This window comes from Desertibaculum subflavum (assembly GCA_003576705.1).
Classification (GTDB): domain Bacteria; phylum Pseudomonadota; class Alphaproteobacteria; order Ferrovibrionales; family Ferrovibrionaceae; genus Desertibaculum; species Desertibaculum subflavum.
The window spans coordinates 241326-267640 of the sequence record QOZS01000001.1; the positions used below are offsets into that span (position 1 = coordinate 241326).

Annotated in this window: 24 protein-coding genes, 1 tRNA gene and 1 pseudogene; 12 read left to right on the forward strand and 14 right to left on the reverse strand. The window is 66.7% G+C overall.

Going from position 1 to position 26315, the window contains the following annotated elements:
* Positions 1–9 precede the first annotated feature (9 nt).
* Together DT074_RS01140 and DT074_RS01145 are read right to left on the reverse strand one after the other, a co-directional pair.
* On the reverse strand, positions 10–2634 hold the full coding sequence (locus DT074_RS01140; RefSeq protein WP_119417942.1) for a glycosyltransferase: 2625 nt from the start codon (positions 2632–2634) through the stop codon (positions 10–12).
* 330 nt (positions 2635–2964) lie between these two features.
* Entirely contained in the window at positions 2965–4155 is a 1191-nt protein-coding gene (locus tag DT074_RS01145; protein WP_119417943.1) for a class I SAM-dependent rRNA methyltransferase, read from the reverse strand.
* A 147-nt stretch (positions 4156–4302) separates the two neighbouring features.
* On the opposite strand from DT074_RS01145, the gene DT074_RS01150 reads away from it, so the two are divergent.
* From DT074_RS01150 to DT074_RS01160, 3 genes are all read left to right on the forward strand, one after another.
* Positions 4303–4396, forward strand: a tRNA-Ser gene (locus tag DT074_RS01150).
* Positions 4397–4491: 95 nt separating this feature from the next.
* Positions 4492–5337, forward strand: coding sequence for an HNH endonuclease (locus DT074_RS01155; RefSeq protein WP_119417944.1), 846 nt, complete (start codon positions 4492–4494; stop codon positions 5335–5337).
* Between the two features lie 261 nt (positions 5338–5598).
* Positions 5599–5838 (forward strand): hypothetical protein, encoded by a 240-nt coding sequence (locus DT074_RS01160; RefSeq protein ID WP_119417945.1) that lies wholly within the window; start codon positions 5599–5601, stop codon positions 5836–5838.
* Positions 5839–6186: 348 nt separating this feature from the next.
* Here the strand turns inward: DT074_RS01160 and DT074_RS01165 are convergent, their stop codons facing one another.
* The 6 genes from DT074_RS01165 to DT074_RS01190 all read right to left on the reverse strand — a co-directional run bounded on the left by DT074_RS01165 (position 6187) and on the right by DT074_RS01190 (position 10508).
* On the reverse strand, positions 6187–6921 hold the full coding sequence (locus DT074_RS01165; protein WP_119417946.1) for a cupin domain-containing protein: 735 nt from the start codon (positions 6919–6921) through the stop codon (positions 6187–6189).
* Positions 6922–6937: 16 nt separating this feature from the next.
* On the reverse strand, positions 6938–8647 hold the full coding sequence (locus tag DT074_RS01170; RefSeq protein WP_119417947.1) for an AICE element replication initiation protein: 1710 nt from the start codon (positions 8645–8647) through the stop codon (positions 6938–6940).
* A complete protein-coding gene (locus DT074_RS01175; RefSeq protein WP_119417948.1) occupies positions 8637–9200 on the reverse strand; it encodes a hypothetical protein in 564 nt (187 codons plus the stop codon). Before DT074_RS01175 ends, DT074_RS01170 begins: the two co-directional genes overlap by 11 nt.
* Complete coding sequence (locus tag DT074_RS01180; protein WP_119417949.1) at positions 9197–9388, reverse strand: hypothetical protein; 192 nt, start codon at positions 9386–9388, stop codon at positions 9197–9199. The genes DT074_RS01175 and DT074_RS01180 overlap by 4 nt, the downstream gene beginning before the upstream one ends.
* Positions 9389–9451: 63 nt before the next feature.
* Positions 9452–9673 (reverse strand): helix-turn-helix domain-containing protein, encoded by a 222-nt coding sequence (locus DT074_RS01185; RefSeq protein WP_119417988.1) that lies wholly within the window; start codon positions 9671–9673, stop codon positions 9452–9454.
* Positions 9674–9728: 55 nt separating this feature from the next.
* Positions 9729–10508, reverse strand: coding sequence for a hypothetical protein (locus DT074_RS01190; protein ID WP_119417950.1), 780 nt, complete (start codon positions 10506–10508; stop codon positions 9729–9731).
* A gap of 335 nt (positions 10509–10843) precedes the next feature.
* On the opposite strand from DT074_RS01190, the gene DT074_RS01195 reads away from it, so the two are divergent.
* Positions 10844–11800: a hypothetical protein gene (locus DT074_RS01195; protein ID WP_119417951.1), complete on the forward strand. Its 957-nt coding sequence runs from the start codon at positions 10844–10846 to the stop codon at positions 11798–11800.
* A gap of 183 nt (positions 11801–11983) precedes the next feature.
* On the opposite strand, the gene DT074_RS01200 is transcribed toward DT074_RS01195, so the two are convergent.
* Both DT074_RS01200 and DT074_RS01205 read right to left on the reverse strand, forming a co-directional pair.
* On the reverse strand, positions 11984–13267 hold the full coding sequence (locus DT074_RS01200) for a tyrosine-type recombinase/integrase (protein WP_119417952.1): 1284 nt from the start codon (positions 13265–13267) through the stop codon (positions 11984–11986).
* 244 nt (positions 13268–13511) lie between these two features.
* On the reverse strand, positions 13512–14792 hold the full coding sequence (locus DT074_RS01205; RefSeq protein WP_119417953.1) for an amidohydrolase family protein: 1281 nt from the start codon (positions 14790–14792) through the stop codon (positions 13512–13514).
* A 106-nt stretch (positions 14793–14898) separates the two neighbouring features.
* On the opposite strand from DT074_RS01205, the gene DT074_RS01210 reads away from it, so the two are divergent.
* From DT074_RS01210 to DT074_RS01235, 6 genes are all read left to right on the forward strand, one after another.
* Positions 14899–15315: a VOC family protein gene (locus tag DT074_RS01210; protein WP_162914539.1), complete on the forward strand. Its 417-nt coding sequence runs from the start codon at positions 14899–14901 to the stop codon at positions 15313–15315.
* A gap of 60 nt (positions 15316–15375) precedes the next feature.
* On the forward strand, positions 15376–16875 hold the full coding sequence (locus DT074_RS01215) for an amidohydrolase family protein (RefSeq protein WP_119417955.1): 1500 nt from the start codon (positions 15376–15378) through the stop codon (positions 16873–16875).
* A gap of 107 nt (positions 16876–16982) precedes the next feature.
* Positions 16983–18173, forward strand: coding sequence for an ABC transporter substrate-binding protein (locus DT074_RS01220; RefSeq protein ID WP_162914540.1), 1191 nt, complete (start codon positions 16983–16985; stop codon positions 18171–18173).
* A gap of 61 nt (positions 18174–18234) precedes the next feature.
* Complete coding sequence (locus tag DT074_RS01225) at positions 18235–19395, forward strand: ABC transporter ATP-binding protein (protein WP_119417957.1); 1161 nt, start codon at positions 18235–18237, stop codon at positions 19393–19395.
* Between the two features lie 2 nt (positions 19396–19397).
* Entirely contained in the window at positions 19398–20333 is a 936-nt protein-coding gene (locus DT074_RS01230; protein ID WP_119417958.1) for an ABC transporter permease, read from the forward strand.
* A 1-nt stretch (position 20334) separates the two neighbouring features.
* Complete coding sequence (locus DT074_RS01235) at positions 20335–21168, forward strand: ABC transporter permease (protein ID WP_119417959.1); 834 nt, start codon at positions 20335–20337, stop codon at positions 21166–21168.
* Here the strand turns inward: DT074_RS01235 and DT074_RS01240 are convergent.
* Together DT074_RS01240 and DT074_RS01245 are read right to left on the reverse strand one after the other, a co-directional pair.
* Positions 21165–22700: an amidohydrolase family protein gene (locus DT074_RS01240; protein WP_119417960.1), complete on the reverse strand. Its 1536-nt coding sequence runs from the start codon at positions 22698–22700 to the stop codon at positions 21165–21167. The two genes, DT074_RS01235 and DT074_RS01240, sit on opposite strands and share 4 nt — an antisense overlap.
* A 9-nt stretch (positions 22701–22709) precedes the next feature.
* Entirely contained in the window at positions 22710–23201 is a 492-nt protein-coding gene (locus tag DT074_RS01245; RefSeq protein ID WP_119417961.1) for a nucleoside deaminase, read from the reverse strand.
* A gap of 101 nt (positions 23202–23302) precedes the next feature.
* Here DT074_RS01245 and DT074_RS01250 point away from each other — a divergent pair, with 101 nt between their 5' ends.
* On the forward strand, positions 23303–24304 hold the full coding sequence (locus DT074_RS01250; protein WP_119417962.1) for an isopenicillin N synthase family dioxygenase: 1002 nt from the start codon (positions 23303–23305) through the stop codon (positions 24302–24304).
* A 190-nt stretch (positions 24305–24494) separates the two neighbouring features.
* Here DT074_RS01250 and DT074_RS01255 read toward each other — a convergent pair whose 3' ends face one another.
* Entirely contained in the window at positions 24495–25307 is an 813-nt protein-coding gene (locus tag DT074_RS01255) for an alpha/beta fold hydrolase (protein WP_119417963.1), read from the reverse strand.
* Between the two features lie 28 nt (positions 25308–25335).
* Positions 25336–25797 carry a PAS domain-containing protein gene (locus DT074_RS01260; RefSeq protein ID WP_119417964.1) on the reverse strand — a complete coding sequence of 154 codons (462 nt, stop codon included), beginning with the start codon at positions 25795–25797 and terminating at the stop codon, positions 25336–25338.
* Between the two features lie 144 nt (positions 25798–25941).
* Between DT074_RS01260 and DT074_RS01265 the strand changes: the two are divergent.
* Positions 25942–26315: pseudogene (locus tag DT074_RS01265) on the forward strand (hypothetical protein); the annotation flags it as partial.

Consider the following 26315-nt stretch of genomic DNA (forward strand, 5'->3'; position numbering starts at 1 on the left):
TCGAGGGCTTCAGTCGGCGCCGGCCGGCATGGTCGCTGCCGTCGTTGCGGCGGGGGCGGTGACTTTGGCCGGCTTGAACAGCGTGACGCCGGCGAAGGCATTGAGCGTCGCGGTGATGACCGCCGCCACGCAGGGCAGCGACTGCGCCCACATGACCAGCGACCAGAGCCGCGCCTCCGGATCGTCGTAGCCATAGACGAACCAGATCGCCGCGCCCGAGAGCCAGAGCAGGGCGGCCAGCGACGCTTCCTCCCAGGCCATGGCAATGGCCTGGACCATGGCCGGCTGGTTCTCGCATTTCGGCGTGCGCATGAACGGCAGCTTGGAGGTGAAGATGCCGTAGAGCATCGCCTTGGCCACGCTGTAGGTGAGCGCCAGGCCGGCGATGCCGGCGCCGATCCGCTGCCTCAGGCCGCAATCGACGCGGGCCCGGTAGAGGCCGAGGAACTGCACCACCTTGACCAGGAACACGGCGAGCGTCGGCACGATGAACAGCGTGTGCGGGAACTCGAAATAGCGCGGCAGGGCCAGCACGCCGATGGTCCAGATGATGCTGGCATAGGCGAAGACCAGGCCCAGCGCGTCGGCGAACCATGGCGCCCAGCCGGCGACGAAGTGGTACTTCTGGGACCAGGTGAGCCGCTTGTCCCAGGGCAGCAGCGCGCGCCAGTGGCCCTTTAGGATCTGCACCGCGCCATAGGCCCAGCGGAAGCGCTGCTTCTTGTAGCCGGTGAAGCTGTCCGGGGTCAGGCCCCAGCCGAAGCGCTGGCGGCAATAGACCGATTGCCAGCCGGCTTCCATCAGCTTCATGCCGAGCTCGGCATCCTCGCAAATGCACCATTCCGACCAGTCGCCGACCTGGGAGAGGGCGGCCTTGCGGATCAAGGTCATCGTGCCGTGCTGGATGATCGCATCGGCCTCATTCCGCTGCACCATGCCGATGTCGAAGAAGCCGGCATATTCCCAGTTGATCATCTCCTTGAAGGCGCTGTCGGGCGCGTCGCGATGATCCTGCGGCGCCTGTACGAAGCCGACTTCCGGCCGCTCGAAATAGGGCACCAGCGATTTCAGCCAGTTCGGCGCCACCATGTAGTCGCTGTCGATCACGCCGATCACCTCGGCATCAGGGGCGGTGCGGGCGAGCGCGTAGTTGAGCGCGCCGGCCTTGAAGCCCTTCAGCGTGTCCTCGTGGAAGAAGCGGAACCGCGGCCCAAGCTTCTCGCAGTGTTCCCTGACCGGCTGCCAGACCTTCGGGTCCTTGGTGTTGTTGTCGATCACCAGGACCTCGAAATCGGGGTAGTCGAGCGCCGCCAGCGAGTTCAGCGTGAGCTTCACCATCTCCGGCGGCTCGTTGCAGATCGGCAGGTGCAGCGAGACCTTGGGCAGCGGCTTCGAGGTGGGGCTGGCATAGGGCAGGAAGCGCCGGCGCAGCTGGGTGCCGAACAGCACCTCGGTCGCCTCGATGCCCTCGGTCAGCAGCAGCGCGAGCAGCACGACCAGCAGCGGCAGCAGCACCGCCCACATGACCGCCATGCCGGGCGAGAAATACTGGTGCAGGCCGACATAGGCGGTCCAGACCAGGACCGACGCCACGGCCTGGATGGCGAGCAGGAAGGTGGCCCGGCCGGCGAAGGTCAGGCTCGACCAGCGGCGCAGGAACCACAGCATCAAGGGCGCCGCGAGCAGGCTGGCGCCGAGGGCGAACCAGGGCGCCTGCGGCACGCTGGAGAAGCTGCCGGTCAGCGGGAACTTGGCCTGGCGGTCGGCGGTGAAGACGCCCCAATAGCCGCCGACCGAACCCTCGATGTTGCGCTTCCAAGGCTGGTCGAAGGCTTCCATGATGAAGAAGTCGATGCCGCGCTTGTCCGCCTCGTTGAGGAAGGTGCGGATCACTTGGCCCTGCGCGCCGACCGAAGGGTCGGCGCCGCGCCGCATGCGGCCCTCCGACGGCCAGCCGAACTCGGTGATCACCACCGGCTTGGTCGGGAAGGCGTTCTTGACCTGCTGATAGCGGTCCATCGCATAGGCGACCGCCTTGTCGGACGGCAGGCCCTCCCAATAGGGCAGCGTGTGGATGGCGATGAAATCGACTTCCGCGGCGAGCTCGGGATGGGCGATCCAGACATGCCAGGGCTCGGCGGTCGAGATCGGCACCGAGACCTGGGTGCGCACGCGGCGGATATAGGAGAGCAGCTGGTTGACCGAGATGTCGTCGCGCAGCAGCACCTCGTTGCCGACCAGGATGCGAGTCACCGCCTTGGAGCTGCGCGCCATGGCGGCGACGTTGGCGATCTCGCGCTCGTTGCGGTCCATGTGACTGTCGATCCAGGCGCCGGCGGTGACCTTCAGCCCGTACTGCCCGGCGTAATAGGGGATCGCCTCGTGCCCGTCGGTCGCCGTGTAGGTGCGGATGCGCTGGGTCTTGTCGGCGAGGAAGGCCATGTCCTCGGCGATCTGGATGGCGGAGACGCGATCGCCCTTCTGCGGATCCTGCCCCTCGCGGTACGGCGAGTAGGAGAGGCCGGAGAACGGCTTGTCATAGGCCGGGGCCTGGCGCGGCGGGTTCAAGCCAACCCAGGCGGCCACGTTGGCGGCCACCACCAGGATCATCGCAAACACGCTCGAAGCGCGCATGGCTCTCGACTGACCTTTTCGTCTCGGGGTTACTGGATCTCGACTGATGGGAAACCGGGGCGGAACGCAGCCGGCTTTGCCGTCGCAAGAGCCATGCCAGCGTGTAAACGCACGACATCGCCCTCCGGTTCAAACCGACGGTCGTTTCGCTCTGCCGCACCGCCTTGGTTGGGCGGACGATCCTCTTGTGGGCTGTCGTTCCCCTTGCCGGCTTTGATCGTTGCGATGCCGTGAGGCATCGCGGCCCGTTTAGGCCGGCCAAGTGAACATATAATGAGCAGCGTCTCCATTGCCAGCGGACAATTGCCGGCCTTTGCGGCGGAATTGGGATCACGCCAAGGCGAAGAGGTGCCATTTCAGATAGGCGCTCTCCGGCAGCAGCGGATGCACCGGGTGGTCGGGTCCGGCCGTGCCCGAGAAAATCAGCCGGGAATCCCGCCGGGCGCTTGCGATTCCAGTCGCCGAGGCGGCCAGGAACTCCGCCGCCGGCACGTGATGGGCGCAGCAGGCGATGAAAAGGAGCCCCCCTGCGGCAACCCGTCGCGCCGCCGCCTCTGCCAGCCGGCGATGCGCCGCCAGGGCGGGCGCCAGATCCTTGCGCGACTTGGCGAAGGCAGGGGGATCGGCCACCACGATGTCGAACCGCTCGCCCGCCTTGTCCAGCCGTTCCAGCGCCTCGGCGGCGTCGCGCCGTTCGAACCGGCAGGCTGTGGCAAGCCCGGCCGCCGCCGCGGCCGCCTCGGCCAGCTCCAGCGCCGGTTTCGACCGGTCGACCGCCAGTACCTGGGCACCGGCCCGGGCCGCCAGCAGCGCGAAGGCGCCGGTATGGCAGTAGAGATCGAGCATCCGCATGCCCGGCCGGGCGTGACGGGCGACCAGCGCGCGCGCCTCCCTGAGGTCGAAGAACCAGCCGGTCTTCTGCCCGCCCATCGGGTCGGCCAGATAGGTGAGGCCGTTCTCTTCGATGGCGACCCGGCCCGGCGCCTCGCCGGCGAGCAGGGTCACCTCGGTCGGCAGGCCCTCCTGGTGGCGCACGCCGGAATCGTTGCGCCCGACGATGGCGCGGGGTTGCAGACGCTCCTGCAGCGCGCCGACGACATCCGGCAACAGCCGGTCGGCGGTGGCGGTGTTGGCCTGCACCACCAGCACGTCGCCATAGCGGTCGACCACAAGGCCGGGCAGTCCGTCCGCTTCCGCGTGGATCAGCCGGTAGTGGCTGCCGCCGACCAGCCGTTCGCGCCAACCCTGCGCCTCCGCGATCCGGGCGGCGAGGAAGGCCCGGTCGATGGGCTGCTGCGGGTCGCGGGCGAGCACGCGCGCGGCGATCAGGGAATGCACGTTGAACCCGGCCACCGCGAAGGCATGGCCGCGGGCATCGGCCAACCGGACCGGCGCGCCCGGCGGGATCGCCCGTGCCGCCTGGTCGATCACCAGCTCGTTGGCGAAGGCCCAGGGATAGCCGTCGCGCAGCCGCCGGTCCTTGCCGGGCTGCAGGCGTAACAGGGGATAGGCATCGGACATCGGGCCAAGCCTTTCGCCTACCGGCGGGGCTTCGTCAACATGCCGGACTGGCGGTTGGGCGGGTTTCGGGTGGGTTTCGTTGACAGTCGGGCCGGGGGGCCTCTACAACCACCCCCGCATACGCCGTGATGCAAGGCCCTCGAGGCTGGAGGGGTGGCCGAGTGGCTGAAGGCGGCGGTTTGCTAAACCGTTATAGGGGCTTAAACCCCTATCGTGGGTTCGAATCCCATCCCCTCCGCCACCCCCGCTTGATTTCATTGGCAGAATTCAAGCGGGGGTGGTTTATCCCCTCCTGTATCCCCTCCACTTGGCGGGCATGCAGCCTCGGAGCGGCGAGTGACCGGCAACGACCAGTTCATCAAGCCTCCGCCTCTGGCACCATCGCGTTTTTATGATTCGCCGGGCCGTTGCATCTATTGCCCGGAGGATGCTCACACGAACATCCTCGGGGATGAACACATCATTCCCGAGGCGCTCGGCGGCACCTTTGTGCTGCGACGGGCCAGCTGCAAGAAACATGAGGGCATCACTTCGCGGGCCGAACGCTTCGTACTTAGGGATCTGCTGATCCAGGCACGAACGCATTTGAAGCTGCCGACCAAGCGGCCAAAGAATCGCCCGACAGAGTTCCCCGTCACCGTGGTGGTGGACGACGATACGCAGCGGCAAATGCTGGTGCCGGCGGACGACTGTCCGATAACCCTAGGTTTGCTTGCTTTCGTCAATCCCAGGATCTTCCTCGATCTTCCACCAGATGACAGCCATCCTACGGGTCCCGCACCGCTGCAAAGTTGGTTCTGCGTCTGGTATCCGAAACCGGGAATGTCAGGCGGCAACTATTTTGGCGGCAAGGGCCACGTAGCCGATTTGAAGTTGGGCTGGGGGCAGTTCGCCAAGATGCTTGCGAAGATAGGGCACGCCTTCGCCACAGCCGAGCTAGGACATGGCAACTTCCGTCCGCTCCTTCTAGACATCATCCATGCTCCGGATGGCCAGTTCTTTGGTTTTAGCCATCTCATCGGTGGCGAGTGCCAACCGGTTGCTCCGGGAACTGAGTTGCATGAGATCTCGCTCATCACACACAGGACACCGAAAGGGCAGATGCTCCATGTTGTGCGCGTCCGCCTGTTTTCGTATTTGGGCGCGCCGATTTACTACGCCGTAGCGGGAACTGCGGTTTGAAACGCTGGCGCCTCGGCATGGGGGTTACGCCGAGTCACGCTGGAGTTCGATGGTCGAAATAGGCCAGAACACGGGTCCAGCCAAGGATTGCGAGCAAACACATTGTGCGCAGGCGAGTTGGTAGCATCGGGGCCGCAGAGTTGCACCGATGCAGGGCGCGAGTGTCACCGTGACGAGTCACGCAAGTCCCTCAATACAGAATGTCTGGGATGGTCGCGAAGGTGGCGGAGTTGTCATCCGAGCCAATATGAGGGGAGCGCGATGCAGAACATCGATGAGGAGAAGATTGCAGGACACGCCCGCTGGGTGATCGAATTCCGGGAAGGCAACGACGTTGATGTCCACCACGATGCCGCGCTCAGATGGAATGCTGAACACGCTGCGCTGCAGACGGCCTATCTGCGCCGAGTATCAACCACCTTGATAGACATCCGGTGGCTCTTGTACGTCTTAGTTGTCCTCGCTGCAGGCATCCTCGCCAGCGTGCAAAGATGGATTTAGCCCCGGTGCGCCAATCCATTTAGCGCCGCGGCCGGGCGCTTCAGGTTCCTTAGCAGTCGCTGCCGGGGCCGATAAGCTTAACCAGTAGCATGCGTGCAATCGCCGCCCGGCGCTTCAGGTCCGATTGCGCCTGGGACCACCTTCCGGCCCTGTAGTTCGGATTTTTCGGTCCGTTTGGTGCACCGGAGGCCTTGCCCCCGTGGAATCGGCATCGCCCATTTGCCATCGCGACCTGCCCGCACCTGCCGCCGCCCCTATTACTGGCGCCGCACTTCGGCAGTTCGGTGAAGGCCACGCCGCGTCCGCCGTTTCGCAGACGACCAGCACGCGGGCCATGGGGTTGATCGCTCATTTCGGCGTTGCCCCCTTCCCGCGATGTCGTCCCCGCCCCGTGCGCAGAGCGCCGGCCACCACCGCCTGACCACCCCCGTTGACGTTGACGTGCTGCACCACAATCGTCTGCTTGCCGTGCGACCTTATGCGTTGAAGTGTCAGCAGGCCCCGCTGGTACGCATCGAACATCCGGGCCGATGCCGCCGCCAGTCGCGCGCCCTCGATGCTCGACACTTGCTGCCGGCCCTGCGGGTTCCAAGACGAAACATGACTCAGAAAGTGCCCCGCCTTGGCCGCCAGTTCCATGCCCAGCTTGTGCGTCACGGCCAGTTGGTGCGCCAGCATCTTTTCGAGTGAATTGCGACCGCGCACGGTTTCCGCCGCGTCGAGCGCCAAGTTCGTCGCGCCCGACTCTCCCGCCAGCTTCATGCGGTCGAGCGAGGCATTCGCGGTCAAAAGATCGGGGCGATCGCGCACCGTCTCGACCAAGCCCGGCAGGCTGTCGGCATCGTCGCCGACCGGGACAATCTCGCCGCCGCGACCGACGATCAAGCCCTCGGGCGCGAGGGGCGCGGCATCGAGCAATTCGGCCGCGCGCCGTTCCATGTCGGCGGCTTCCAATCGTTCCCATCGCGCGCCGGTCGGGTCGGCATGCTGTTCGGCAAGGATGTTGGCGACCACGCGCTTGCGCCGCGCGCCGGCCTGCAACTGCACCGCATCGGCCGGAGTGCTGGCCTGTCCAGGTTTCATCGGCTTGATCCTTTCCTTATTCGAGATTGCCCAGGTCGAACGGATCTACCGGCACCGTTGGAGATGGATATGGGCGCGCAGCGTTCCCAGCGTTCGCAGTGCCCGCAGCGTTCACGGCTCGGACCGGAACCGAGGCGCCGTTCTGCGAACGGGATGCTTCCTCGCGGACGCTGGCCACGCTCGGAACGCTGGGAACGCTGATCGGGGATTCCTTCTCAAGTCGAATGATCCGCGCGCGGTCGCGCCCTTCGCTGCGCCCGTCGAGATCGATACGGTATCCGAGCGCCCGCAGGTTCGGCGCGGCCCGGCGCAATCGGTTGGACAGACGCGTGGCGTCCTTTGGCCAGCTCCGTTCCCGTCGTACGTCTTCGGGCGCGATGGCCAAAAGTCGGTTCAGCAGTTCGGTCGCCGTGCCGCTCCATCTGCCCTCGCGGTCGATCAGCTCGCGCGCTTGAATGGCGACGGCGTCGGCGTCGACCGACTCCGACACCGCCGCGTCGCGGTTGGACTGATAGGCGTCGAGAAACTCCCCTTCGGCCCAGCCGAATGCCGGTGCCGCCGCCTCGACGAAGGTGGCGAAGTCCGCCATCCGGGGCGTGCGCGAGAGCATCACGGTCGGCAGTCGGCGGAGCGCGGTGGCGACGCCATCGAGCAGAGCGCCCAGGATGCCCGGCGACGCCATGTTGAACGCGGCCCAGAACTGCGCTTCGGTCTGGCGCCGTCGGGCATCCACCGGCGGCAGGTTCAAGACGATGGCGCGGTCGGCAAGGTCCGGGCGGGTCGCGAGGCTGGGAATGCCGTTGGCGAGTACCGGACGGCTTGCCTGTATCAGTTCCTCAGCGGAATCCGAGTAGAGCTTGCGCTTGCCGAGGGCCGCGCCGGTCGCCAGCCGGCAGAGGGCGTCCGCCATCTCGGACGAAACCACCGACAAGTTGTCATAGGCGACGATCCACGAGTTCTTCGCCGCGATGATGATGTCGCCCTCGTCACGTGGCGGTGCCCGCAGCTCCGCCACGTTGGGATCGATCAGCCGGCGCAGAATACGGCAGGCGGTGCTTTTGCAGCTTCCCTGCTCGCCGTTCAGGATCAGCGGCACGAACGGCCCCTCGGGACGTAGCGCGGCGACCAGCCACGCCGTTACAAGCATTCGATCCGCGTCGCTCGCCACGTTCAGGAACGGCGCGAGATCGGAGATGCCGCCGCCGCGCTGGGGGCACGGAAGCGGGCGCATGCCATTGGCGCGCAGGAACGGCACCGGTGACTCCTGGAGCACCTCCCAGCCGTTCTGATCGATGCGAACCACGCGCCAGTCGGCCGAGCCGAGATCGAGATAGATCGCATCGTTATGCCGGCCGAGCCGCACCGCCGGCATGCGCTCCGGCTTCTGCGTCGCCGCCGCTTCGATGCTCTGCAGGGCGTCGGCGATCGCCTGGTTGCCCGGCGCGGACGGGGTGTCCCGGCCGCCCGGCAGTCGCGTCCGGTGGCGCTCGCCGAACTTGGAGATCAGCCACCGCCGGAAAGCTGTTCCGCGCACGGGATGGTTCTCGTTGTGGCTGTCGACCGGGATGGTGGCGTAGGCGTTGAAGTCGGCGTCCCGCCACAGCCTCGCTTCCAGGCCGATGGCGATCAGCTTGTCGCGCTGGGGCGTGCGGCGGCTTCCTTCGTCGGCCGACTCCTCGCAGATGGGATCGGCGCGGTCCCAGTCGGCTTCGCAGTCACGCGACATGGCGCACCTCCACCTTCCGGATCCTGTATCGGCGCGGATTCAGGGCGGCGTCCAGGCGGCGCGCCAGGGCGGTATCGTCGACCATCAGACGGCGCGGCAGATCGGACGGTGGATCGTCTGGGAACAGGACCACCGCGCCCGTGCCGCCACTCACTAGCCAGTGCCAGGGGCAGGCGTGCAGATGCAGGGGCGAATCTCGCCTCTGTGCCCGCGTCATTTCGGCCGCGCCAAGAATGACGCCGTGACCGAGCCGCAGGTACCACCGGCCCAGGTCGTCGATCGGCACGCCGACCAAGTCGACAACGTCTTGGCCCTCGATGACCGGGATCACCACGGCCTCCGTGCCGGCCTCGGTCGGCGTGTAGAAGTCGCCGTCCTCGACCGGCGTGATCAGGGCGACGCCGAAGGGAGCTTCGGCCGCGATCATCAGCATCATCAGCCTCACAAAATTTGCGGGAGTCAGCCCGGCCCGGCGGAGCCGCGCGAGATGACGCGGCTGGACCGCGCGGGCGGCGAGCACGAGTTCGAGGTTCAGGTCGATGCGCTCGGTCATGGCCGCGCCTCGGCGAACAGTTCCGCCGCCACCAACGCTGCCGCTGTCGGCGTCAGGCCCAGTTGTCGGGCGAGCCGCCGAGCCGGCCAGCACATGCGCTGCCGCTGGTCCTGATCGGCAAGCCAGAGAAACAGGTCGAGTTGGTGCGACGCGCTGCTGGCGCGCGAGTTTGATGTCCGGTATTGCATGTGTGTCTTACCTGTTGGGCGATTTGGTGCCGGCCCGGCCGTCGCAGCGGCTGGGCTTCTTCTTCAGCCCGCCGCGCCTAGCCTTGGCAGGCGGTCGGCCAGCGCGGCGATGCTGGCGGTGTCGACCAGCGTCCGGGTGCCAAGGCGCCTAGCCTCGACCTCGCCAGCGGCAAGCAACTCGTAGAACTTCGTTCGGCCGATACCGAGAAGCTTTGCGGCCTCGGTCGGCGAGACGAAGAGCGGCGCGCCAGCCTCGCGGAGGCGTTGGTGGGTGGGAAATGTCATCAGTGCTCCGTTCATGATGGTGCCCACGGGATCGGGCGGGAACGGAGACAATCAATCAATCGCTCGTCGCCTTCGTAATGGCCGAACCGGATTTGTTTTTGCGACGGTTCGACCGCTTCGGCTCTTGCCGCCTGAGCCGGGCTCGCATCGCCTCGGGATCGATGGTCAAGCCGAGCAGTTCGGCTGCAGCCACCACGAACTTGCAGAACCGTCCGCTTGGTGTGGGCACCGCCTGATAGATATCGAGGTAGATGCCGCGAAGAGAAGCAATCCATTCGTTCAGGGCCTTGTCCGCTGGCCCGACGTTCTCCACCGTTCCCTTCCGCCGCGCTGCGCGGGCCGATGCCTTCTGCGACCACCGGGAGAGTCGCCTCACTCCCTCCACTGACTTCCGGACCAGCTCCGGCCCGCCCCAGTTGATATATTCATTGGGGCCTCCCCTCATGCCGAACGGAAGCGGCCGAACGTCGTCAAAGCCCCCTCGCGCTTGCGCCTCAAAGATCGCTTGCCCTTGCAGGGCGTAACGCGCTTCCGACGTCAGTCGGTCCTCTTCGGGGGCATTCGCCCTCAATGCGACGAGCAGCCGATCGGCTGCCGCGCGTATGTCGTCCAGCCGCCCAACCAGTTCGCTCGGCGAAGGGCGGTCGCTTGTCTTTGCATGAAATTCGTAATGCAGTGCGGCGGTCTCAAGCCGCTCTTTCAACGCGACGATGCGGGGTACCCTGACCACAACTTCTTTGGCATCGTCGTCGTAGCGCCAGTGCTCGCAATCGGTGTCCGGCAGCGGGCCCGTGGTTTCGACGATGGTGCGAATCTGGGTGTCCAAGTATTTCACGATGCCCCGCCCGGCGTGCTGTCCCCGTTCGGCAGTTGCGAGGTTGCAGGAACGGCAGACGTGGTCCGCGCTCCCGCTGCCTGCACTTCGACCGCGAGGATTTTACGCGTGCGCCCCGGGTCGCCGGAAGCTGCGGGCGACCGTCGCCGTTCGCTTTTCGGAGCCGTTCGATAGGGCAGGGGGAATCGACGCCGCCGCGACCTACCTGCTCCGGCGGCTCGGGGCTGGCGTACATGCCTGTCCCGGCGGTAATAGTTGTCGTGGTGGCGTGGCTGGCGGCATAGGGAAACGAAGTCGCGGCTAAGGGCTCCGCTCGGATTGCACGACGTTGACCGATGACCCTTCTTCTCGGTTTGCATGCAGGTCGCTATCTGCTCCAGACAGCGGACCGCCGCCTGACCTACGACGATGGCGGCGTGCATGACGACGCGTCGAATAAGCAAATCGTATATCGGCTTAAGGACGGACTGTTTCTTCTCGCCTATACCGGCGACGCCGGTATTCGGGGAATACCCACCGACTGCTGGATTGTTGAACAGCTCCTCCAGCACCGCTTTTCGCGCGAGGGCTTGATTGGCATCCGTGGAAGGAACTCGCTACGCGGCGGCTACGGGCAGCATTTCATCCGGCTGCGAGACGCCCTCACCGCCGAGTTGAACAGGAGTATGGCATTTCGACGCGGTGGGATCGAGATCGTCGGCTTGGGGATGGTCGGGCGCAATGGGTGGTGGGCCCCCGTCTGCTTCGAGTTGGCGCGCCGGGGCGCACACTACGCAATCAATTGGTCTATGGACCGGGATTGGCGGCTGAGAGCGAAATGGCTTCGGGATCGAGGACCGGGTTCGTTTACCTGTGTCTTTGCCCCCAGCTCCAACGCCAATTCACTGAGCGGACAACTTCGACGCGAGCTGCGTGCTCATCATCAGTTTGACATGGACGGGATGGAGAAGTCGCTCGTAGAGACGACGCGGAGCACGTCACAAGTTGACCCTCGTGTCGGGAAGGACGTCCTCGCCGTCGCGGTATGCCTGCCGCTCGAACAGATGGGCATAAGAATCCGATTCTATCCTGGCGAAACTGAGTCGCTGGGCGCCGGAGAACGACCTGCACTCTATGGACCTTGGATGGTGGGGCTTAGTTTCATCTGGGCTCCTCAGGTTCTCAACGTCCCGCAGAAGTGGACCTTTGAGGGCATTCAGCTGCGTTATGAAACCATGTCCCCTCGTGCACATCTTCTGCCCAACCAGCCTTTCGAGTTGTCCAGTTTGCCACGCAAGCCCTTGCCCGCGTAAGGCGAACGGCCGGATAACCATAACCGACCGCCGCCGTTCGCATTCTTCTCGCAACCGTCCGATAGGGGAGAGGGAATAGTCGCCATCGAAAGCCACCCGCACCGGCGCCGGATGGGGGGTCTGGTGTTTGTTGGGCGGCCTTGGTTTACGCCGACGATTGAAAATCGACTCTCCGGCGACGGCTCATGCCGTGACCGGCCGGTGGTCGCCGAGGCGCAGGACCGTCGCCGGCACCGTGGCCAGGAAGGCGGCCCAATCATCCATCAGCACGCGCCGCTTCTGGAACAGGTCGCCGCGCGCATATGCCTGTTCCACCTTGTCGCCGAGCCGGTGCGCCAGCGCCGCCTCGACCACCTCGCGCGGATGCGCTGTCGTCTCGCCGGCCCAGTCGCGGAAAGTCGATCGCATGCCATGAACCGTCAGGTCATCGCGGCCCATCCGCCGCAACGTCATCGCCATGGCCATGTTGGAGAGATGCGCGCCCCGATATCGGCCGGGAAACACAGCCGTGTTCTCGCCGGACTTGAACGGCAGCATGGCCCGCAGGACGGCCAGCGCAGCCTCGGAGAGCGGCACGCGATGTTCCTTGCCTGCCTTCATGCGTCCGGCAGGGATTGTCCACACGGCCTCGCCCATGTCGATCTCGGGCCAGAGCGCGCCCAGCGTCTCGCCGGTCCGCGCGGCGCAGACGATGGTGAACTCCAGCGCGCGGGCCGGCGCGCCGTCGATCGCGCGCAGGTCGGCCATGAATCCGCCGATCTCCTGCCAGCGAAGCGCCGCGTGGTGCTCGACCGGCGACACCTTGGAGCGGCGCGGAAACACGTGATCAAGGTTGCCGCGCCACCGCGCCGGGTTCTCGCCTTCGCGCCATCCCTGGACGCGGGCGAAATCCAGCACCGCTTCGATTCGACCGCGCAGCCGCGATGCCGTCTCGGGCTTGGCTTCCCAGATCGGCGTCAGCGCCTTCTGCACGTCCGATACGTCGATCCGGCCGACCGGCTTGGCGCCCATATGCGGGCCGGCATAGTCGGTCAGCGTGTTGCGCCACTGCGCCCGATGCTTGGGGTTGCGCCAGCCGGCTTCGCGCCCGGCAAGGAAGCTATCAACGGCTTGCTTGAAGGTGACGGCGCCGGCCTGTGCCGCCGCCGCTGCCGCCGCCTGTGCCTCCCGCTCGGCATCCCGGGCTACCAGCGGATCGATCCCATTCCTGACTTGTCGGAGCGCGGCGCCCGCCTTCTCGCGCGCCTCGGCCAGCGTCACGGCGCCTTTTCCGTCGGCAACGCCCAGGCCCATCTCCCGCATGCGGCGCCCATCCCGCTTGCTGGCGTCGGCGACCCTATAGCGAAATAGCCATGAGCGCCGACCATCCTCCCGTACCAAAAGGAACAGCCCGCCGCCGTCGCCATAGCGCCCCGGCTTAGCCGTCTTCACCTTCGCCGCGCTCAATCCCGCCGCCCGCTTTGGCATCTCGTATCCCCTCCAATGGCCCCTCCAAATTAGCCCGAACGGGAACGGACGGCAACGTGCGCCTACGGGCAGAGCACCATAGAAATATCGCGGAATCATACGCTTCCGTGGAATCTGAGCGGATACGTGCGGTCGGCCGGAAACGGGAAATAGGCGGACATCCCCTCCGCCACCTCTTTTTCTGACATGAATTGGAAGTCCTGCTCCGGCAGGGCTTCTATTCCTGTGTCCGGGAGCACGGGCTTCAGCCCGGTTCCTTCCGGTAGGACAGCTGGCGCGGGCTGCCGCCGGCCGTCAGGGCGGTGCGCGGCGCCGGGGTTTCGGCGATCACCTCGCCGGCACGGATCACCTTCAGCCGGGCGGCCCTGAGCCGGATCGCCTCGACCGGGTCGGCCGCGTCGAGCAGCACCATGTCGGCCCGGCAGCCGGGGGCGAGGCCATAGCCGTCGAGCTGCATCAGCCGCGCGGCGTTGGCGGTCACCGCCTGGAAACAACTCGCCATGGCATCGAGGCCGGTCATCTGGCCGACATGCACCGCCATATGGGCGACATCCAGCATGTCGCCGCTGCCGAGCCCGTACCAGGGGTCCATCACGCTGTCATGGCCGAAGGCGACGGTCAGCCCGGCCGCCATCAGCTCCGGCACGCGGGTCATGCCGCGCCGCTTCGGATAGGTGTCGTGCCGGCCCTGCAGCACGATATTGGCGAAAGGATTGGCGATGACGCCGAGATCGGCCTCCGCCATCAGCGGGATCAGCTTGGAGACGTAGTAGTTGTCCATGCTGTGCATCGAGGTGAGATGCGAGCCGGCGACGCGGCCCTGGAGGCCCAGGCGTATCGTCTCCGCCGCCAAGGTCTCGACATGGCGCGACATCGGGTCGTCGGTCTCGTCGCAATGCATGTCGACCATCAGGCCCTGTGCGGCGGCGATCTCGCAGAGCGCGATGACCGAGGCGCGGCCCTCCTCCATCGTGCGCTCGAAATGCGGGATGCCGCCGACCACGTCGACGCCGCGCTTGAGCGCCTCCTTCAACAGCTCCATGGCGCCGGGCGAGCGGTAGACGCCGTCCTGCGGAAAGGCGACGAGCTGCAGGTCGATGAACGGCGCCACCTGCTTCTTGACCTGGAGCAGGGCGTCGACGGCGAGCAGGCGCGGATCGCAGATATCGACATGGCTGCGGATGGCGAGCAGGCCGCGCCCGATCGCCCAGTCGCAGTAGTCGAGCGCGCGCTTGGCGATGGCCTCCTGGGTCAAGAGCGGCTTGAGTTCGCCCCAGAGCTGAATGCCTTCCAGCAGGGTGCCACTCCGGTTTCGGCGCGGCAGGCCGACCGAGAGCGTCGCATCCAGGTGGAAATGGGAATCGACGAAGGGCGGCGTGACGAGGTTGCCGCGGGCATCGATGCTCCGGCCCGCTTCGGCCTTGAGCGTCGGTTCTACGGCGACGATGCGGCCGTCCCGCACGCCGATATCGATGCCGCGGCGGCCATCCGGCAAGGCGGCATTGCGCAGGATCAGGTCAAGCATCGGTCGGCCCCTCCATCCATCGCCCGCGGCAGCAGCAAGATCAGGGCCAGCCGCCGCGACGGCAAGAAGCTTGCTTGGCGAGCCGCGACACCAATGGAGTCTCGCCATGCCGCTGCCGGGCCTCGGCCGCATCACCGACATCGCGCTCTGCGTCGCCGATATCGAGCGCGCCGTCGCCTTCTACCGCGACAAGCTGGCGCTGGAGCTGAAGCGGCGCGATACCGGCTTCGCCGAGTTCTGGACCGAGGGCGCGATCCTGGCGCTGTGGGAAGTCGGCGACCTGCGGCGCGCGCTCGCGCTGCCGGACCGGGTGCGGGTCGGCGGCCCGCACACCATGGTCGCCATGCGGCTGGAGACAGGGGAGGCGGTGGATGCCGCCCATGCCGCGCTCGTGGCGCGCGGCGTCGAGTTCCGCCAGCCGCCGGAGACATTTCCCTGGGGCGCGCGCGCCGTCTACTTCACCGACCCCGACGACAATCTGTGGGAGATCTATTGCTGGGTGGCGCCGCCGCGCACCCTTTGAGCGCTTGGCACAGCGCTTGTAGGCGAGGGCACGAGGCTTCCCACGCCGGAGAGCGCAACAATGCCCAAAGCAGACAAGATCATCATCCGCGGCGGCTGTCTGATCGACGTCGACCGCCATGCAGCCCCGCCAACCGACATCCTGGTGATCGGCGACAGCATCGCCGAGATCGGCCCGCCGGGCATGCCCGCGCCGTCGGATGCCAAATTGCTCGATGCCACGAACCGGTTGCTGCATCCCGGCCTGATCAACGCGCATACCCATGGCATGGGCAATCTCAGCAAGGGCAGCGCCGATCGCTGGACGCTGGAACTGCTCTGGGTCGGCGCGCCCGGCTTCATGGCCAACCAGAGCCTCGAGTACAAGTACCTCAACACCTATCTCGGCGCCGTCGAGATGCTGCTCAAAGGATGCACGGCTGCCTACGATTTGACCTTCGGCTATCCGACCGCGTCGGTTGATGAAATAAGTGCCATCGGCAAGGCCTATATGGATGTCGGGATGCGCGCCGTGGTGGCGCCGATGCTGGCCGACTTCTCGTTCTACCAGGCGATCCCCGGTCTGCTCGAGGCATTGCCCGAGCGCCTGCAGCGCGAGGTCGCGGCCTATCAGGAGGCGCCGCACGAGAGCACCCTGAAGATGATGCGGGAGAGCCTGCACGGCTGGAGCCATGACCGTGAGCGGGTGCGGCTCGGCGTGGCGCCGATCATCCCGCTCCATTGCTCCGACGCGCTGATCGCAGGCTCGGCCCATCTCGCCCGCGATTACGGCGTGGTGCTGCACAGCCACGTGGCGGAGTCCAAGGTGCAGGCCGTCTCCGCCTTCAAGCGCTACGGCAAGACCCTGACCGCGCATGTCGACGGTCTCGGCCTGCTCGGACCGGACTTCACCGTGGCCCACGGCGTGTGGCTGGATGACGACGACATGCGCCGGCTGGCCGATCACGGCGCCTCGGTCGCCCATAATCCGGGCAGCAACATGCGGCTCGGCTCCGGCATCGCCGATGCGCGCCGCATGCTGGAGCTCGGCGTCAATCTCGGCATCGGCACCGATTCCGCCAACTGCTCCGACAACCAGAACATGTACGAGGCGATGCACTGCGCCTCGATGGTGTCGAACGTCCGCGGGCCGGACTACACCCGCTGGCTGGGTGCGGAAGAGGTGCTGAACGCGGCGACGATCGGCAGCGCCCGCGCCCTCGGCTTCGACAAGATCGGCCGCATCGCGCCGGGCTACAAGGCCGATATCGTGTTCCTCGACCTGCACAAGGTGAACTGGATCCCGGTCAACGATCCGACCAACCAGCTGGTGCTGACCGAGGACGGCACCAGCGTCGACGCGGTGATGGTGGGCGGGCGCATGGTGGTGCAGGGCGGCCGGCTGATTGGCTGTGATATGGGCAAGCTGGCGCGTGAGGCGGAAGCGGCGCGGGCCCGGCTTGCCGAGCTCAACGGGCCCGCGAAGGCGCTGGGTGCCCAATTGGAGGGCATCGTCGGCAGCTTCTGCACCGGCCTGTCCAATGCGCCGTACCACATTCACCGCTACGGGCACGCGCACTGAGCCTCGCGCGCCCTGGCACGCAACTTGAATTGGCAAGTAATCGTCCGGCTGGCCTGTCGCGCGGCATCGCGCGATGCGCCGTGACCGGCGGTCGACAGGAGGCGGAATTGGCAAGAAAAGATCGGAGCGACGCTCCTTCCACGCCGCGCGTCGTTGCGGCAACCCGTCAGCAGGCATCGCGCCGCGGATTTCTTGGTGGCGCGGCGGCAACCGGCGTCGTCGCCTGGAGCAACCTCACCATCTTCAGCCGGACGGCGGACGCGGCCGGCAAGATGCGCGTGCTGTGCTGGCCCGGCTACGAGGAGAAGCCGGTCGTCGAGGAGTTCGAGCAGAAGAACAACTGCAAGGTCGAATTCAAGACCTATATCGGCGGCGAGCAGATGCTGCAGTTCTATGCCCAGTCGCCGAAGGGCACGTTCGACGCCATCATCTCGGATGCGGAATACGTGCAGAAGCTGACGGCGCAGAAGGCGATCGATCCGCTCGACCCCAAGGACTATCCGAACCTCGCCGACTATCACCCGAAATACCGCGATTTCGCGCCGCTGCGCGCGCCCGGCGGCAAGATCTGGGCGGTCGGCACCCGGTTCAGCTTCTACGGCCTCTCCTACAACACCAAGTACATGTCGGAGGAGGAGGCGAAGACCTGGAGCTCGCTGTTCCTGCCGAAGTACAAGGGCAAGGTGGCGCTGTTCGACTGGTACCTGCCGAACATGAGCAATGCGAGCCTCGCGGTCTCGCCCAACAACCAGACGCCCTACGACATTCCGGACGCGCAGCTCGCCAAGGTGAAGGAGTGGCTGTTCAAGCTGCGCCCGCAGGTCAGCGTGTTCAGCGAGCAGAACCAGGGCCTGGTCAACGCGCTGATCAACGAGGACGCCTGGGTCACGCCGACCGGCGACATGGAGATCACCCTGATCGGCGCCGGCCACAAGAACTTCGCCTCCACCGTGCCGGACGAGGGCTCGATCCGCTGGACCGAGGCCGCCGCGCTCTGCGCCGACAGCCGGAACAAGGAGCTGGCGCTGAAATGGATCGAGTACATGAGCGGCGCCCGCGTGCAGTCCGAGCTCGTCTACACCAAGGGCTTCAAGGCGCGCGCGCCCAACATGAAGGTGACCAAATACTGGAACGAGGAACAGACCAAGCTGATGAGCTATGTCCCGGATCCGAAGAACCCGGGCAAGATGCTGGTCGAGACCCTGATCGACAAGAGCGTGCCGCGCGGCCTGCCGGTGCAGCAGCCCGACAAGGCCTGGATCGCCATCTACAACGAGTTCAAGACCAGCAAGGGCTGAGCGTGATCGGGCCGGCTGCCCGCCTGTTCGGGCGCCGGTCCGGTCCGCGCTGGATGAGAGGATGAACATCGCTTCCGCGCCGCCGCCCTTCGACCTCGAATTGCGGGGTATCGCCAAGAGCTTCGGCGATTTCGTCGTGCTGGAGCAGGTCGACCTGTCGATCGATCGCGGCGAGTTCGTCGCCATCATGGGGCCGAGCGGCTGCGGCAAGACCACGCTTCTCCGCATCGTCGCCGGCCTCGAGGCGATGTCCTCGGGCCAGCTTCTGCTGCGCGGGCAGGACATTTCGGCCCTGCCGGTGCACAAGCGCAGCACCCGCCTGGTGTGGCAGAACTTCGCTTTGTTCCCGCATCTCAACGTGCGCCAGAACATCGCCTTCGGCCTGACCCTGAAGCGGCACGACAGGGCCGAGGTGAAGGCCAAGGTCGAGCAGATCGCCGAGATGGTGCAGCTCGGACCCTTCCTCGACCGGCGCATCGGCCAGCTTTCCGGCGGTCAGAAGCAGCGCGTCGCCATCGCCCGCGCGCTGGTGACGGAGCCCGAGATCCTGCTGCTCGACGAGCCGCTGAGCGCGCTCGACGCCCATCTGCGCATCCGCATGCAGAGCGAGATGAAGCGCCTGCAGCAGCGCCTCGGCATCTCCTTCATCTACGTCACGCATAATCAGTCGGAAGCCTTCTCGATGGCCGACCGCGTGGTGGTGATGAACAAGGGGCGGGTCGAGCAGATCGGCCCACCGGAAGAGATCTACACCCGCCCGCAGACGCATTTCGTCGCCGAGTTCGTCGGCAGCAACAACATCTTCGACGGTCGTGTGGTGGCGGTGGAGCGCGGCCTGGTCGCGGTCGAATGCCCGCAAGGCGTGATCCATGCTGCCGCCGGAGAGCGGCCGCCGGGCAAAGGCTCCACCGTCTCGCTGGTGGTGCAGGCCGACAAGCTGCGCAGCCGCCCGACGGGCGTGGCGGGCGAGAACGGCATCCGTGCCGTTCTCTCGGGCCGCGAGTTCACCGGTTCGCAGGTCATCTATCACCTGGAGACGCCGGATGGCGGCGAGGTGAAGATGGTGGCGCAGGAGCCGTTCAGCCAGACCGAAGGCGCCGGCACCAGCCCGGAGATGCTGCTCTACTGGTCGCCGGCCGATACGGTGATCCTGCGGCCCAATATCGTGCCGGGGCCGGAGAACGTGCCGGGCGGCCGGTCCTTCGTGGCGCTGGGGACCTGACGATGGTGGTCGCCGCGCTTGGGCGAGCGGATGCCGACACGGCCGAGGTGCGGGATCGGCTCAATCCGCTCAAGCTGGCGAGCATCGGCCTGCCGCTGCTCTACTCGGCGGCGTTTTTCGTCGCGCCGCTCGGCTTCCTCATCCTGCTCGGCTTCTGGCGGGTCGAGGACTACCAGGTCGTGCCGGCGCTTTCGCTCGAGAACTATCTCGACATCGCCGCCAACATGTTCGCGCAGTCGACCTATGCGCTGGCGATCGCCCAGTCGCTCTGGGTCGCGCTGACCACGGCCTTCTTCGCCGTACTGGTCTGCTATCCGCTGGTGCTGGCGATCGTCTATGTGGCGCCGGCCAATCGCCAGCGGCTGTTCCTGGTGCTGGCGGTGGCGCCGTTCTGGAGCAGCTATGTGCTGCGCCTGTTTTCCTGGCAGATCCTGCTGGCCAAGAAGGGCATCATCAATTCGGCGCTGATCTGGATCGGGCTGGACGGCTTGCAGGTCGAGCTGATCTACACCCAGACGGCGACGCGGATCGGCCTGATCCACTACCTCGCGCCGATCCTGATCGTGGTGCTCTACGTCACCGTGGCCAATATCGACCGCAGCCTGATCCAGGCCGCGCGCGATCTCGGCTGCACGCAGGGCCAAGCCTTCCGTCGCGTCATCCTGCCGATGAGCCGGACCGGCATCGTGGTGGCGGCAAGCTTCGCCGCGATCGTCAGCTTCGGCGACGTGCTCTCCGGCGCGCTGCTCGGCGGCGGCGCCGGGACCTCGATCCTCGGCTCGGTGCCGCTGTTCTCCAACATGATCATGACGGAATATGCGAGCTCGACCAACCTGCCGCGCACCTCGGCGCTGGCGATGATCCTGGTCCTGCTGATGGTGGCGATCCTCGCCGCGGGCGCCGCCCTCGCCGAGCGCGGGAAGATCGAGGCCGGTTGACATGCAAGGCTCCGCCGCCGCCCGTTTGGCCGCCGATGGGCGCTGGTGGCGCATCGCGGGCCGCTTCTACCTTGTGATCGGCTACCTGTTCCTGGTGCTGCCGATCGCCACCATGATCGTGTTCTCGTTCCAGAAGGGGCAGTTCGCCTCGATCCCGGGCCAGGGCTGGACCTTCGGCTGGTACGGCAAGCTGTTCGAAGACGGCAGTCTGATCGAGGCGCTGCAGAACAGCCTGATCGTCTCGCCGCTGGCTGCGACCGGCGCCTGCGTCATCGGCTTCTTCGCCGCCTATGCGGTGAACCGCTACCGGTTCCGCTTCCGCGGCGCCTTCACGGTCCTGCTGGTGCTGCCGATCCTGATTCCGCCGTTGATTCTCGGCGTCGGCTTCCTCGGCCTGCTGGCGCGCATCGGCCTGCAGGGGCAACTCTTGAGCGTGCTGCTCACCCACATGGTCATCATCGCGGCGCCGGCCATGGCGGTGATCCAGCTTCGCCTCGGCCAGATGCCGCCGGCGCTGGAGGAGGCGGCCTGGGATCTCGGCGCGACCGAGTTCCAGACGCTTTACAAGGTGGTGCTGCCCTTCGCGTTTCCGGGCATTGCCGGCGGCTGGCTGCTCGCCTTCACCTTCTCCTTCGACGAGTTCATCATCGCCTGGTTCGTCTCCGGCTTCGATCCGACCTTGCCGGTGGCGGTCTATGCCTACATGGTCGGGTCGATCGATCCCTCGCTGAATGCGGTCGGCAGCATCGTCTTCGCCATCTCGCTCTTGTCGCTGATCGGCGTCGAGCTCCTGCTGCTGCCGCTCCTGCTGTCGCGCCGCAAGGAAGCCGATTAGTCCCTCGGCCGGTTGTGGCCCTTCCAGGCCGGCATGTCGCTGCCATAGCGGTTGATGCCGACATCCATGCTGGTGCAGCGCTGGTGGATGGCGGCGAAGGCGGGATGGAACGCCTTGTTCTGCTGTTCGATCGCCGTGTGCACGGGGCGGTAGGCGGCCCATTCCTCGCGCAGCTCGGCCAGCAGATCGGCCTCGTTCACCCGGGTCAGCTTGCCGTCTTTGACCACGACCTCGCCATTGACCATCACGGTCTCGATCGAGCTGCCGTTCTCGCAATAGACGAGGTGGTTGCGCAGGTCGTTGCGCGGGGTGAACTGCGCCGTGTTGAGGTCGAGGATGACGAGATCGGCCTTCTTGCCGGCCTCCAAGGATCCGGTCTGGCCGTCGAGCAGCGCGCTTCTGGCCCCCTTGATGGTGGCGCATTCCAGCACCTCGTGGGCGCTGATCCAGGTGTCGTAGTCGGGCGTCGAGATCGAATGCAGCAGGCCGGCGGCGTGCATCACGTCGAACATGCGCGGCGTGTCGTTGCTGCAGATGCCGTCCGATCCCAGCGCGACGTTGACGCCGCCGTCGAGCAGCTTGCGCAGCGGCGCGATGCCAGCGCCGAGCTTCTGGTTGGAGATCACGTTGTGCACGATGGAGCAGCCGGCATCGCCCATCAGCGCGATGTCGTCGTCGGTCACCCAGATCGAATGCGCGATGGTCGTGCCGGCATGCAGCAATCCCAGGTCGTGCATGTAGCGGATCAGGGTCTTGCCGTGGAATTCGGGACCCGTGACCGCCTGGGTCTTGGTCTCCAGGATATGGGTATGGAAGGGCGAGCCGATGGAGCGGGCGAATTCGTCCGCCGCCTGCATCAGCGGCTCGGTGCAGCGCTGCGGGGCCGAGGGCGCGATCATGAAGCGGAGCCGCCCGGCCCGGTCGTGGAAGCGCGCCGTCGCCGCCTTGCAGAAGGCGAGATAGTCGTCGAGCTTCGGGGTCGGCAGGGCGCCTGCCTTGGCCTTCAGCTCGGCCGGCACCATCTCGTGCGCGAAGGGAATGGTGTCCAGGAAGGGCCGGTCCATGATGTGGCCGGAGATGTTGGCCCGGATGCCGGCATCGTCATAGGCCTGGAACACGGCGGCGAGCTGCTCCATCGACTGGCCGCCGAGCTCATAGACGTCGTCCACCACCGTGGTGACGCCGTTCTTCAGCGATTCCATGGCGCAGATCATGGACCGCAGATAGATCAGCCGGTCGCCCGGCGGCGTGTCGCCCAGGATCGGGTAGCAGTAGAGCATCCACAGTTCGAGCGGCATGTTGTCGTAACGGCCCTTGAACAGTGCCTCGCCGGAATGCAGGTGCCCGTTGACCAGGCCCGGCATGACCAGGCGGTCGCGCCCGTCGATCACGGTGGCGCCGGGCTGGGGCCCGAGATCGGGGCCGATCGCCGCGATCCGGTCGCCCTCGATCAGGATGTCGCCGGTGAAGGGCATGCTGCCATGCGTCTTGTCCATGGCGATGATGCTGGCCTGGCGGATGAGTGTGGGCATGACTGTCTCCTAGAGGCGGCGTTCCGGGCGGGTCATCAGCTTGGCGGCCTCGCCGCTATCGACCCATTGCTTGATGACGTCGAAGGCTTCCTTGGCGAGCAGCTGGCGGGCCGGGGCCGAGCGCTCGCCGATCGGGCGGCGGATATCCTGAGTCAAGCCGTCGATCGGCATCAGGTGGTTCGTGTCGGCAAGGGCGTTGGCGTAGAACACGCGGTCGAGCCTGGCCCACCAGATCGCCGCCACGCACATCTCGCAGGGCTCGCAGCTGGTGTAGATGTCGCAACCGGAAAGATCGAAGGTGCCGAGCCGCTTGCAGGCATCGCGGATGGCCGCCACCTCGCCGTGCAGCGTCGGATCGTGGTCGGCCAGCACCGTGTTGACGCCTTCGCCGACGATCTCGCCGTCCCTGACGATAACGGCGGCGAAGGGCGCGGCGCCGATCTCCTGCATCTTCCGGCGGCTGAGCTCGATCGCGTAGCGCATGAAGTCGGTCTCGGTCATCCAGCACCTCCCCGGCGGCGCCCGGATGACCAGCAAGCAGCGTGCCATGGCGCGCCGCTTGCATCGCCTTCGGGCCGTAACCTGGCCGGAGGCTGCGCGCGATGACCTCAACCCCGGTTCCTGTGCTCGATATCTCGCCGTTCCGCCAGGGAGCCGCTGCCCGACGGACCCTGGCCGGAGAAGTGGACCGGACCTGCCGTGAAATCGGCTTCATGGTCATTGCGGGGCACGGCGTCGAGCCGCAGCTGATCGACGCGGTGGAGGCGGTCAGCCGGGAATTCTTCGACCTGCCGCTGGCGGAGAAGATGCGCATCGTTCGCCCGGCGCCGGATGTCACGCGCGGCTACATGCCGTTCAAGGCCGAGGTGCTGGTCAGCAGCCGCGGCGGCGACGCGCCCGGCGACCTGAACGAGAGCCTGATGGTCGGCCCGATCGACGTGACCGACGCGCCGTACTACACCGCGGCCGCGGCCGGCCGGCATTTCGCGCCCAATATGTGGCCGGACCGCCCCCGCGGCCTACGCCCGCTCTACGAGGCCTATTACCGCGCCATGGACGCGCTGGCGACCGACCTGATGGCCTTGTTCGCGCTGGCGCTCGACCTGCCGGAGGATTTCTTCCGCGCCAGCATCGACCGCAATATCAGCCGGCTTCGCATCCGCAACTATCCGGCGCCGCTGGTGCCGCCGGAGCCGGGCCAGCTCCGCGCCGGGGCGCATAGCGATTACGGCAGCCTGACCATCCTCAAGACCGAAGACCGGCCGGGCGGCCTGCAGGTTCAGGACAAGAGCGGCGCCTGGTTCGACGTGCCGCATGTGCCGGGCTGCTTCGTGGTCAATATCGGCGACATGATGGCGCGCTGGACCAACGACCGCTGGGTATCGACCCTGCACCGGGTGGTCAATCCGCCGCCGGACCGCGCGGCGGAGAGCCGGCGTCAGTCCATCGTGTTCTTCCACAACCCGAATTACGACGCGCGCGTCGCCTGCCTGCCGAGCTGCACCGATGCCGGCAATCCGCCGCGCTACGCGCCGACCACGTCGGGTGAGCATCTGCGCGAGAAGTTCGTGGCGACCCAGCGCAGCGTCGCCTACGCGGACTGACGAAAAAATTTCTTGCGGCGGGCCGCCGCCTGGAACCAAGCGCCATCGGGCGCGTTGGCATGGCAGCGGGCGCCCATCCCCCCGGGCATCCCGCCACCCTGCCGGGCGTTGCTTCCCCCCAAGCAGCGTCCGGCATTTCTTTTGCCCTGGAAGGGCTTGGCCCCGTCAGCTGCGACGCTGATCGACGCCTTCAATCGCCATCGATGAAATCCAGCACCGCCTTGGCGAAGCCGGGCGGGTCCTGGTCCATCATCCCGTGGGTGGTGTCCAGCAGCACGGTGCGTGAGCCCCGGACATGGGCGGCGAGCGCCCGCAGCACGATCGGCAGCGCGCCCGCGGTCTTCGCACCCAGAATGAACAAGGTCGGTGTCCGGATCGCCTCGGCATCGGCGCGGCTAAACGGCCGGCGCTGCTCGTTCATCTGGCCGAGCAGGGTGAGGGCGTTGTCGCGCACGCGCTGGCGGCCCACCGGGCCCCGGCGCTCCCAGGCGCCCGGCCCGTCGATGCCCTCCATGAAGCTCTCGAGGCCGGCTTCGATGTCGCCGGACCGGATCCGGTCGGCGGCGGCGATCGTGCGCTCGCGCCGGCTCTGATCCGGCGGCGGCGCGCCGGCGGGCTGCAGCGAGGCATCGAGGTCGCCGCCGGGCTCCGCCAGGACAAGCCGGCGCAGCAATTCGGGCCGCTGCTGCGCGATGCGGAAGGCGATATGGCCGCCGCGCGAATGTCCCACCAGATCGACCGGGCCGAGCTTCAGGCCTTCGATGAAGCCGATCATGTCGGCGATGTGCTGGTCCATGGTGAAGTCGCCGCCGCGCCCGTCCCAGTGTTCGGGGAAGAAATGGCGCAGGCTGGGTGCGATCACCCGGTGCCGCGCGCTGAGCGGCCCCAGCACCGGCGCCCAGGAACGGAAATCGCCGACCGTGCCGTGAATGCAGACAAGCGGCCTGCCCTGGCCAAGATCGAGATAGGCCATGTCGTAGCCGTTGACGGCGAGTTGCTTCATCGGACGCTTTCCTCTCTGCGGCGGGCGTCTACTTGCCGCCCTTCTCCTGATACTGCAGCGTGATCGAGGCGACCAGCAGCATGTCGACCTCGTTCCCGTCATTGGACAATGGCAGCACCAGCCGCTCCCAGCGGTACAGCATCATCTCGTCATCGACCTGGATCTCGTCGTAGCGCGACTGCCGGGTGGCGACGACCTCGCGATAGCCGGGCGCGATCTTGGCGTAGAAATGTGGGCGATAGGCGCTGATCGATTTCCCTGTCATCTCGCCCCGATAGGCGCTGGCGATGCTGGAGCCGTACAGACGAAAGCGGAAATCCGCGCCGCCATCGATCACGTCCAGTATGGCAATGCGGCCCATCAGCGGGCGCAGGTCGTCCAGGCTGAAATCGCCCTGCGCCGGCAAGCGACCCTCAGGCCGCTTAGCCTGCCAGAGGCGGTAGAGGTCGATCAGGCGATTGTCGTGCGGTCGGAACGGCGCTTCGTCCATCGGGCGGTATCCCGCTGCCGGCAGGCATGCCGAATCAGAACCGATTGTTCGGGCCTTGCATAGTGGCGATTCCGAAGGCCGGTCCGGCGAGGCCCGGCCGGCGGAAATGCGGTATCTTCGAGCCGGCGTTCGAAGGGTGGGAGCATGCAGGATCGCCAGCCACGGCAATATCCTCAAGGTCGGCAGGGCGGCTCGACATTGCCTCTGATCATGCTGGGGGTTGCGGCGCTCACTCTGGTGGCGGGCGGCGCCTATCTCTATGTGCGGCTCAGTGCGGCGCCGGTCCCGTCGCCGGTCCCGTCGCCGGTCGCGATCGCCGAGCCTCAGCCGCTGCCGGCGCCGCCGGTGAGCGCCGATGCGGTGCCGGTCCCGGCGCCCGCAGTGCCGACACCAGCGCGGGATCCGGCTCCGCCGCCGGTTGCCGCCGATGCGGTGCCGCCGAAGCCGGACGAGCCTGCGCCGCCGGTCGCGCAGGCGCCCGTCGTTCAGCCGCCGATCAGTTCGCCGCCGGTCGCGCC

Excerpts from the sequence above, each read along its gene's own strand:
- DT074_RS01140 (WP_119417942.1), bottom strand. The coding sequence starts at position 2,634 with ATGCGCGCTTCGAGCGTGTTTGCGATGATCCTGGTGGTGGCCGCCAAC.
- DT074_RS01225 (WP_119417957.1), top strand. The coding sequence starts at position 18,235 with ATGAACATCGCTTCCGCGCCGCCGCCCTTCGACCTCGAATTGCGGGGT.
- DT074_RS01205 (WP_119417953.1), bottom strand. The coding sequence starts at position 14,792 with ATGCTTGACCTGATCCTGCGCAATGCCGCCTTGCCGGATGGCCGCCGC.
- DT074_RS01200 (WP_119417952.1), bottom strand. The coding sequence starts at position 13,267 with ATGCCAAAGCGGGCGGCGGGATTGAGCGCGGCGAAGGTGAAGACGGCT.
- DT074_RS01260 (WP_119417964.1), bottom strand. The coding sequence starts at position 25,797 with ATGGACGAAGCGCCGTTCCGACCGCACGACAATCGCCTGATCGACCTC.
- DT074_RS01215 (WP_119417955.1), top strand. The coding sequence starts at position 15,376 with ATGCCCAAAGCAGACAAGATCATCATCCGCGGCGGCTGTCTGATCGAC.
- DT074_RS01175 (WP_119417948.1), bottom strand. The coding sequence starts at position 9,200 with ATGACCGAGCGCATCGACCTGAACCTCGAACTCGTGCTCGCCGCCCGC.
- DT074_RS01180 (WP_119417949.1), bottom strand. The coding sequence starts at position 9,388 with ATGCAATACCGGACATCAAACTCGCGCGCCAGCAGCGCGTCGCACCAA.
- DT074_RS01145 (WP_119417943.1), bottom strand. The coding sequence starts at position 4,155 with ATGTCCGATGCCTATCCCCTGTTACGCCTGCAGCCCGGCAAGGACCGG.
- DT074_RS01165 (WP_119417946.1), bottom strand. The coding sequence starts at position 6,921 with ATGAAACCTGGACAGGCCAGCACTCCGGCCGATGCGGTGCAGTTGCAG.
- DT074_RS01195 (WP_119417951.1), top strand. The coding sequence starts at position 10,844 with ATGACCCTTCTTCTCGGTTTGCATGCAGGTCGCTATCTGCTCCAGACA.
- DT074_RS01255 (WP_119417963.1), bottom strand. The coding sequence starts at position 25,307 with ATGAAGCAACTCGCCGTCAACGGCTACGACATGGCCTATCTCGATCTT.
- DT074_RS01210 (WP_162914539.1), top strand. The coding sequence starts at position 14,899 with ATGCCGCTGCCGGGCCTCGGCCGCATCACCGACATCGCGCTCTGCGTC.
- DT074_RS01235 (WP_119417959.1), top strand. The coding sequence starts at position 20,335 with ATGCAAGGCTCCGCCGCCGCCCGTTTGGCCGCCGATGGGCGCTGGTGG.
- DT074_RS01250 (WP_119417962.1), top strand. The coding sequence starts at position 23,303 with ATGACCTCAACCCCGGTTCCTGTGCTCGATATCTCGCCGTTCCGCCAG.
- DT074_RS01170 (WP_119417947.1), bottom strand. The coding sequence starts at position 8,647 with ATGTCGCGTGACTGCGAAGCCGACTGGGACCGCGCCGATCCCATCTGC.
- DT074_RS01240 (WP_119417960.1), bottom strand. The coding sequence starts at position 22,700 with ATGCCCACACTCATCCGCCAGGCCAGCATCATCGCCATGGACAAGACG.
- DT074_RS01160 (WP_119417945.1), top strand. The coding sequence starts at position 5,599 with ATGCAGAACATCGATGAGGAGAAGATTGCAGGACACGCCCGCTGGGTG.
- DT074_RS01245 (WP_119417961.1), bottom strand. The coding sequence starts at position 23,201 with ATGACCGAGACCGACTTCATGCGCTACGCGATCGAGCTCAGCCGCCGG.
- DT074_RS01185 (WP_119417988.1), bottom strand. The coding sequence starts at position 9,673 with ATGACATTTCCCACCCACCAACGCCTCCGCGAGGCTGGCGCGCCGCTC.
- DT074_RS01230 (WP_119417958.1), top strand. The coding sequence starts at position 19,398 with ATGGTGGTCGCCGCGCTTGGGCGAGCGGATGCCGACACGGCCGAGGTG.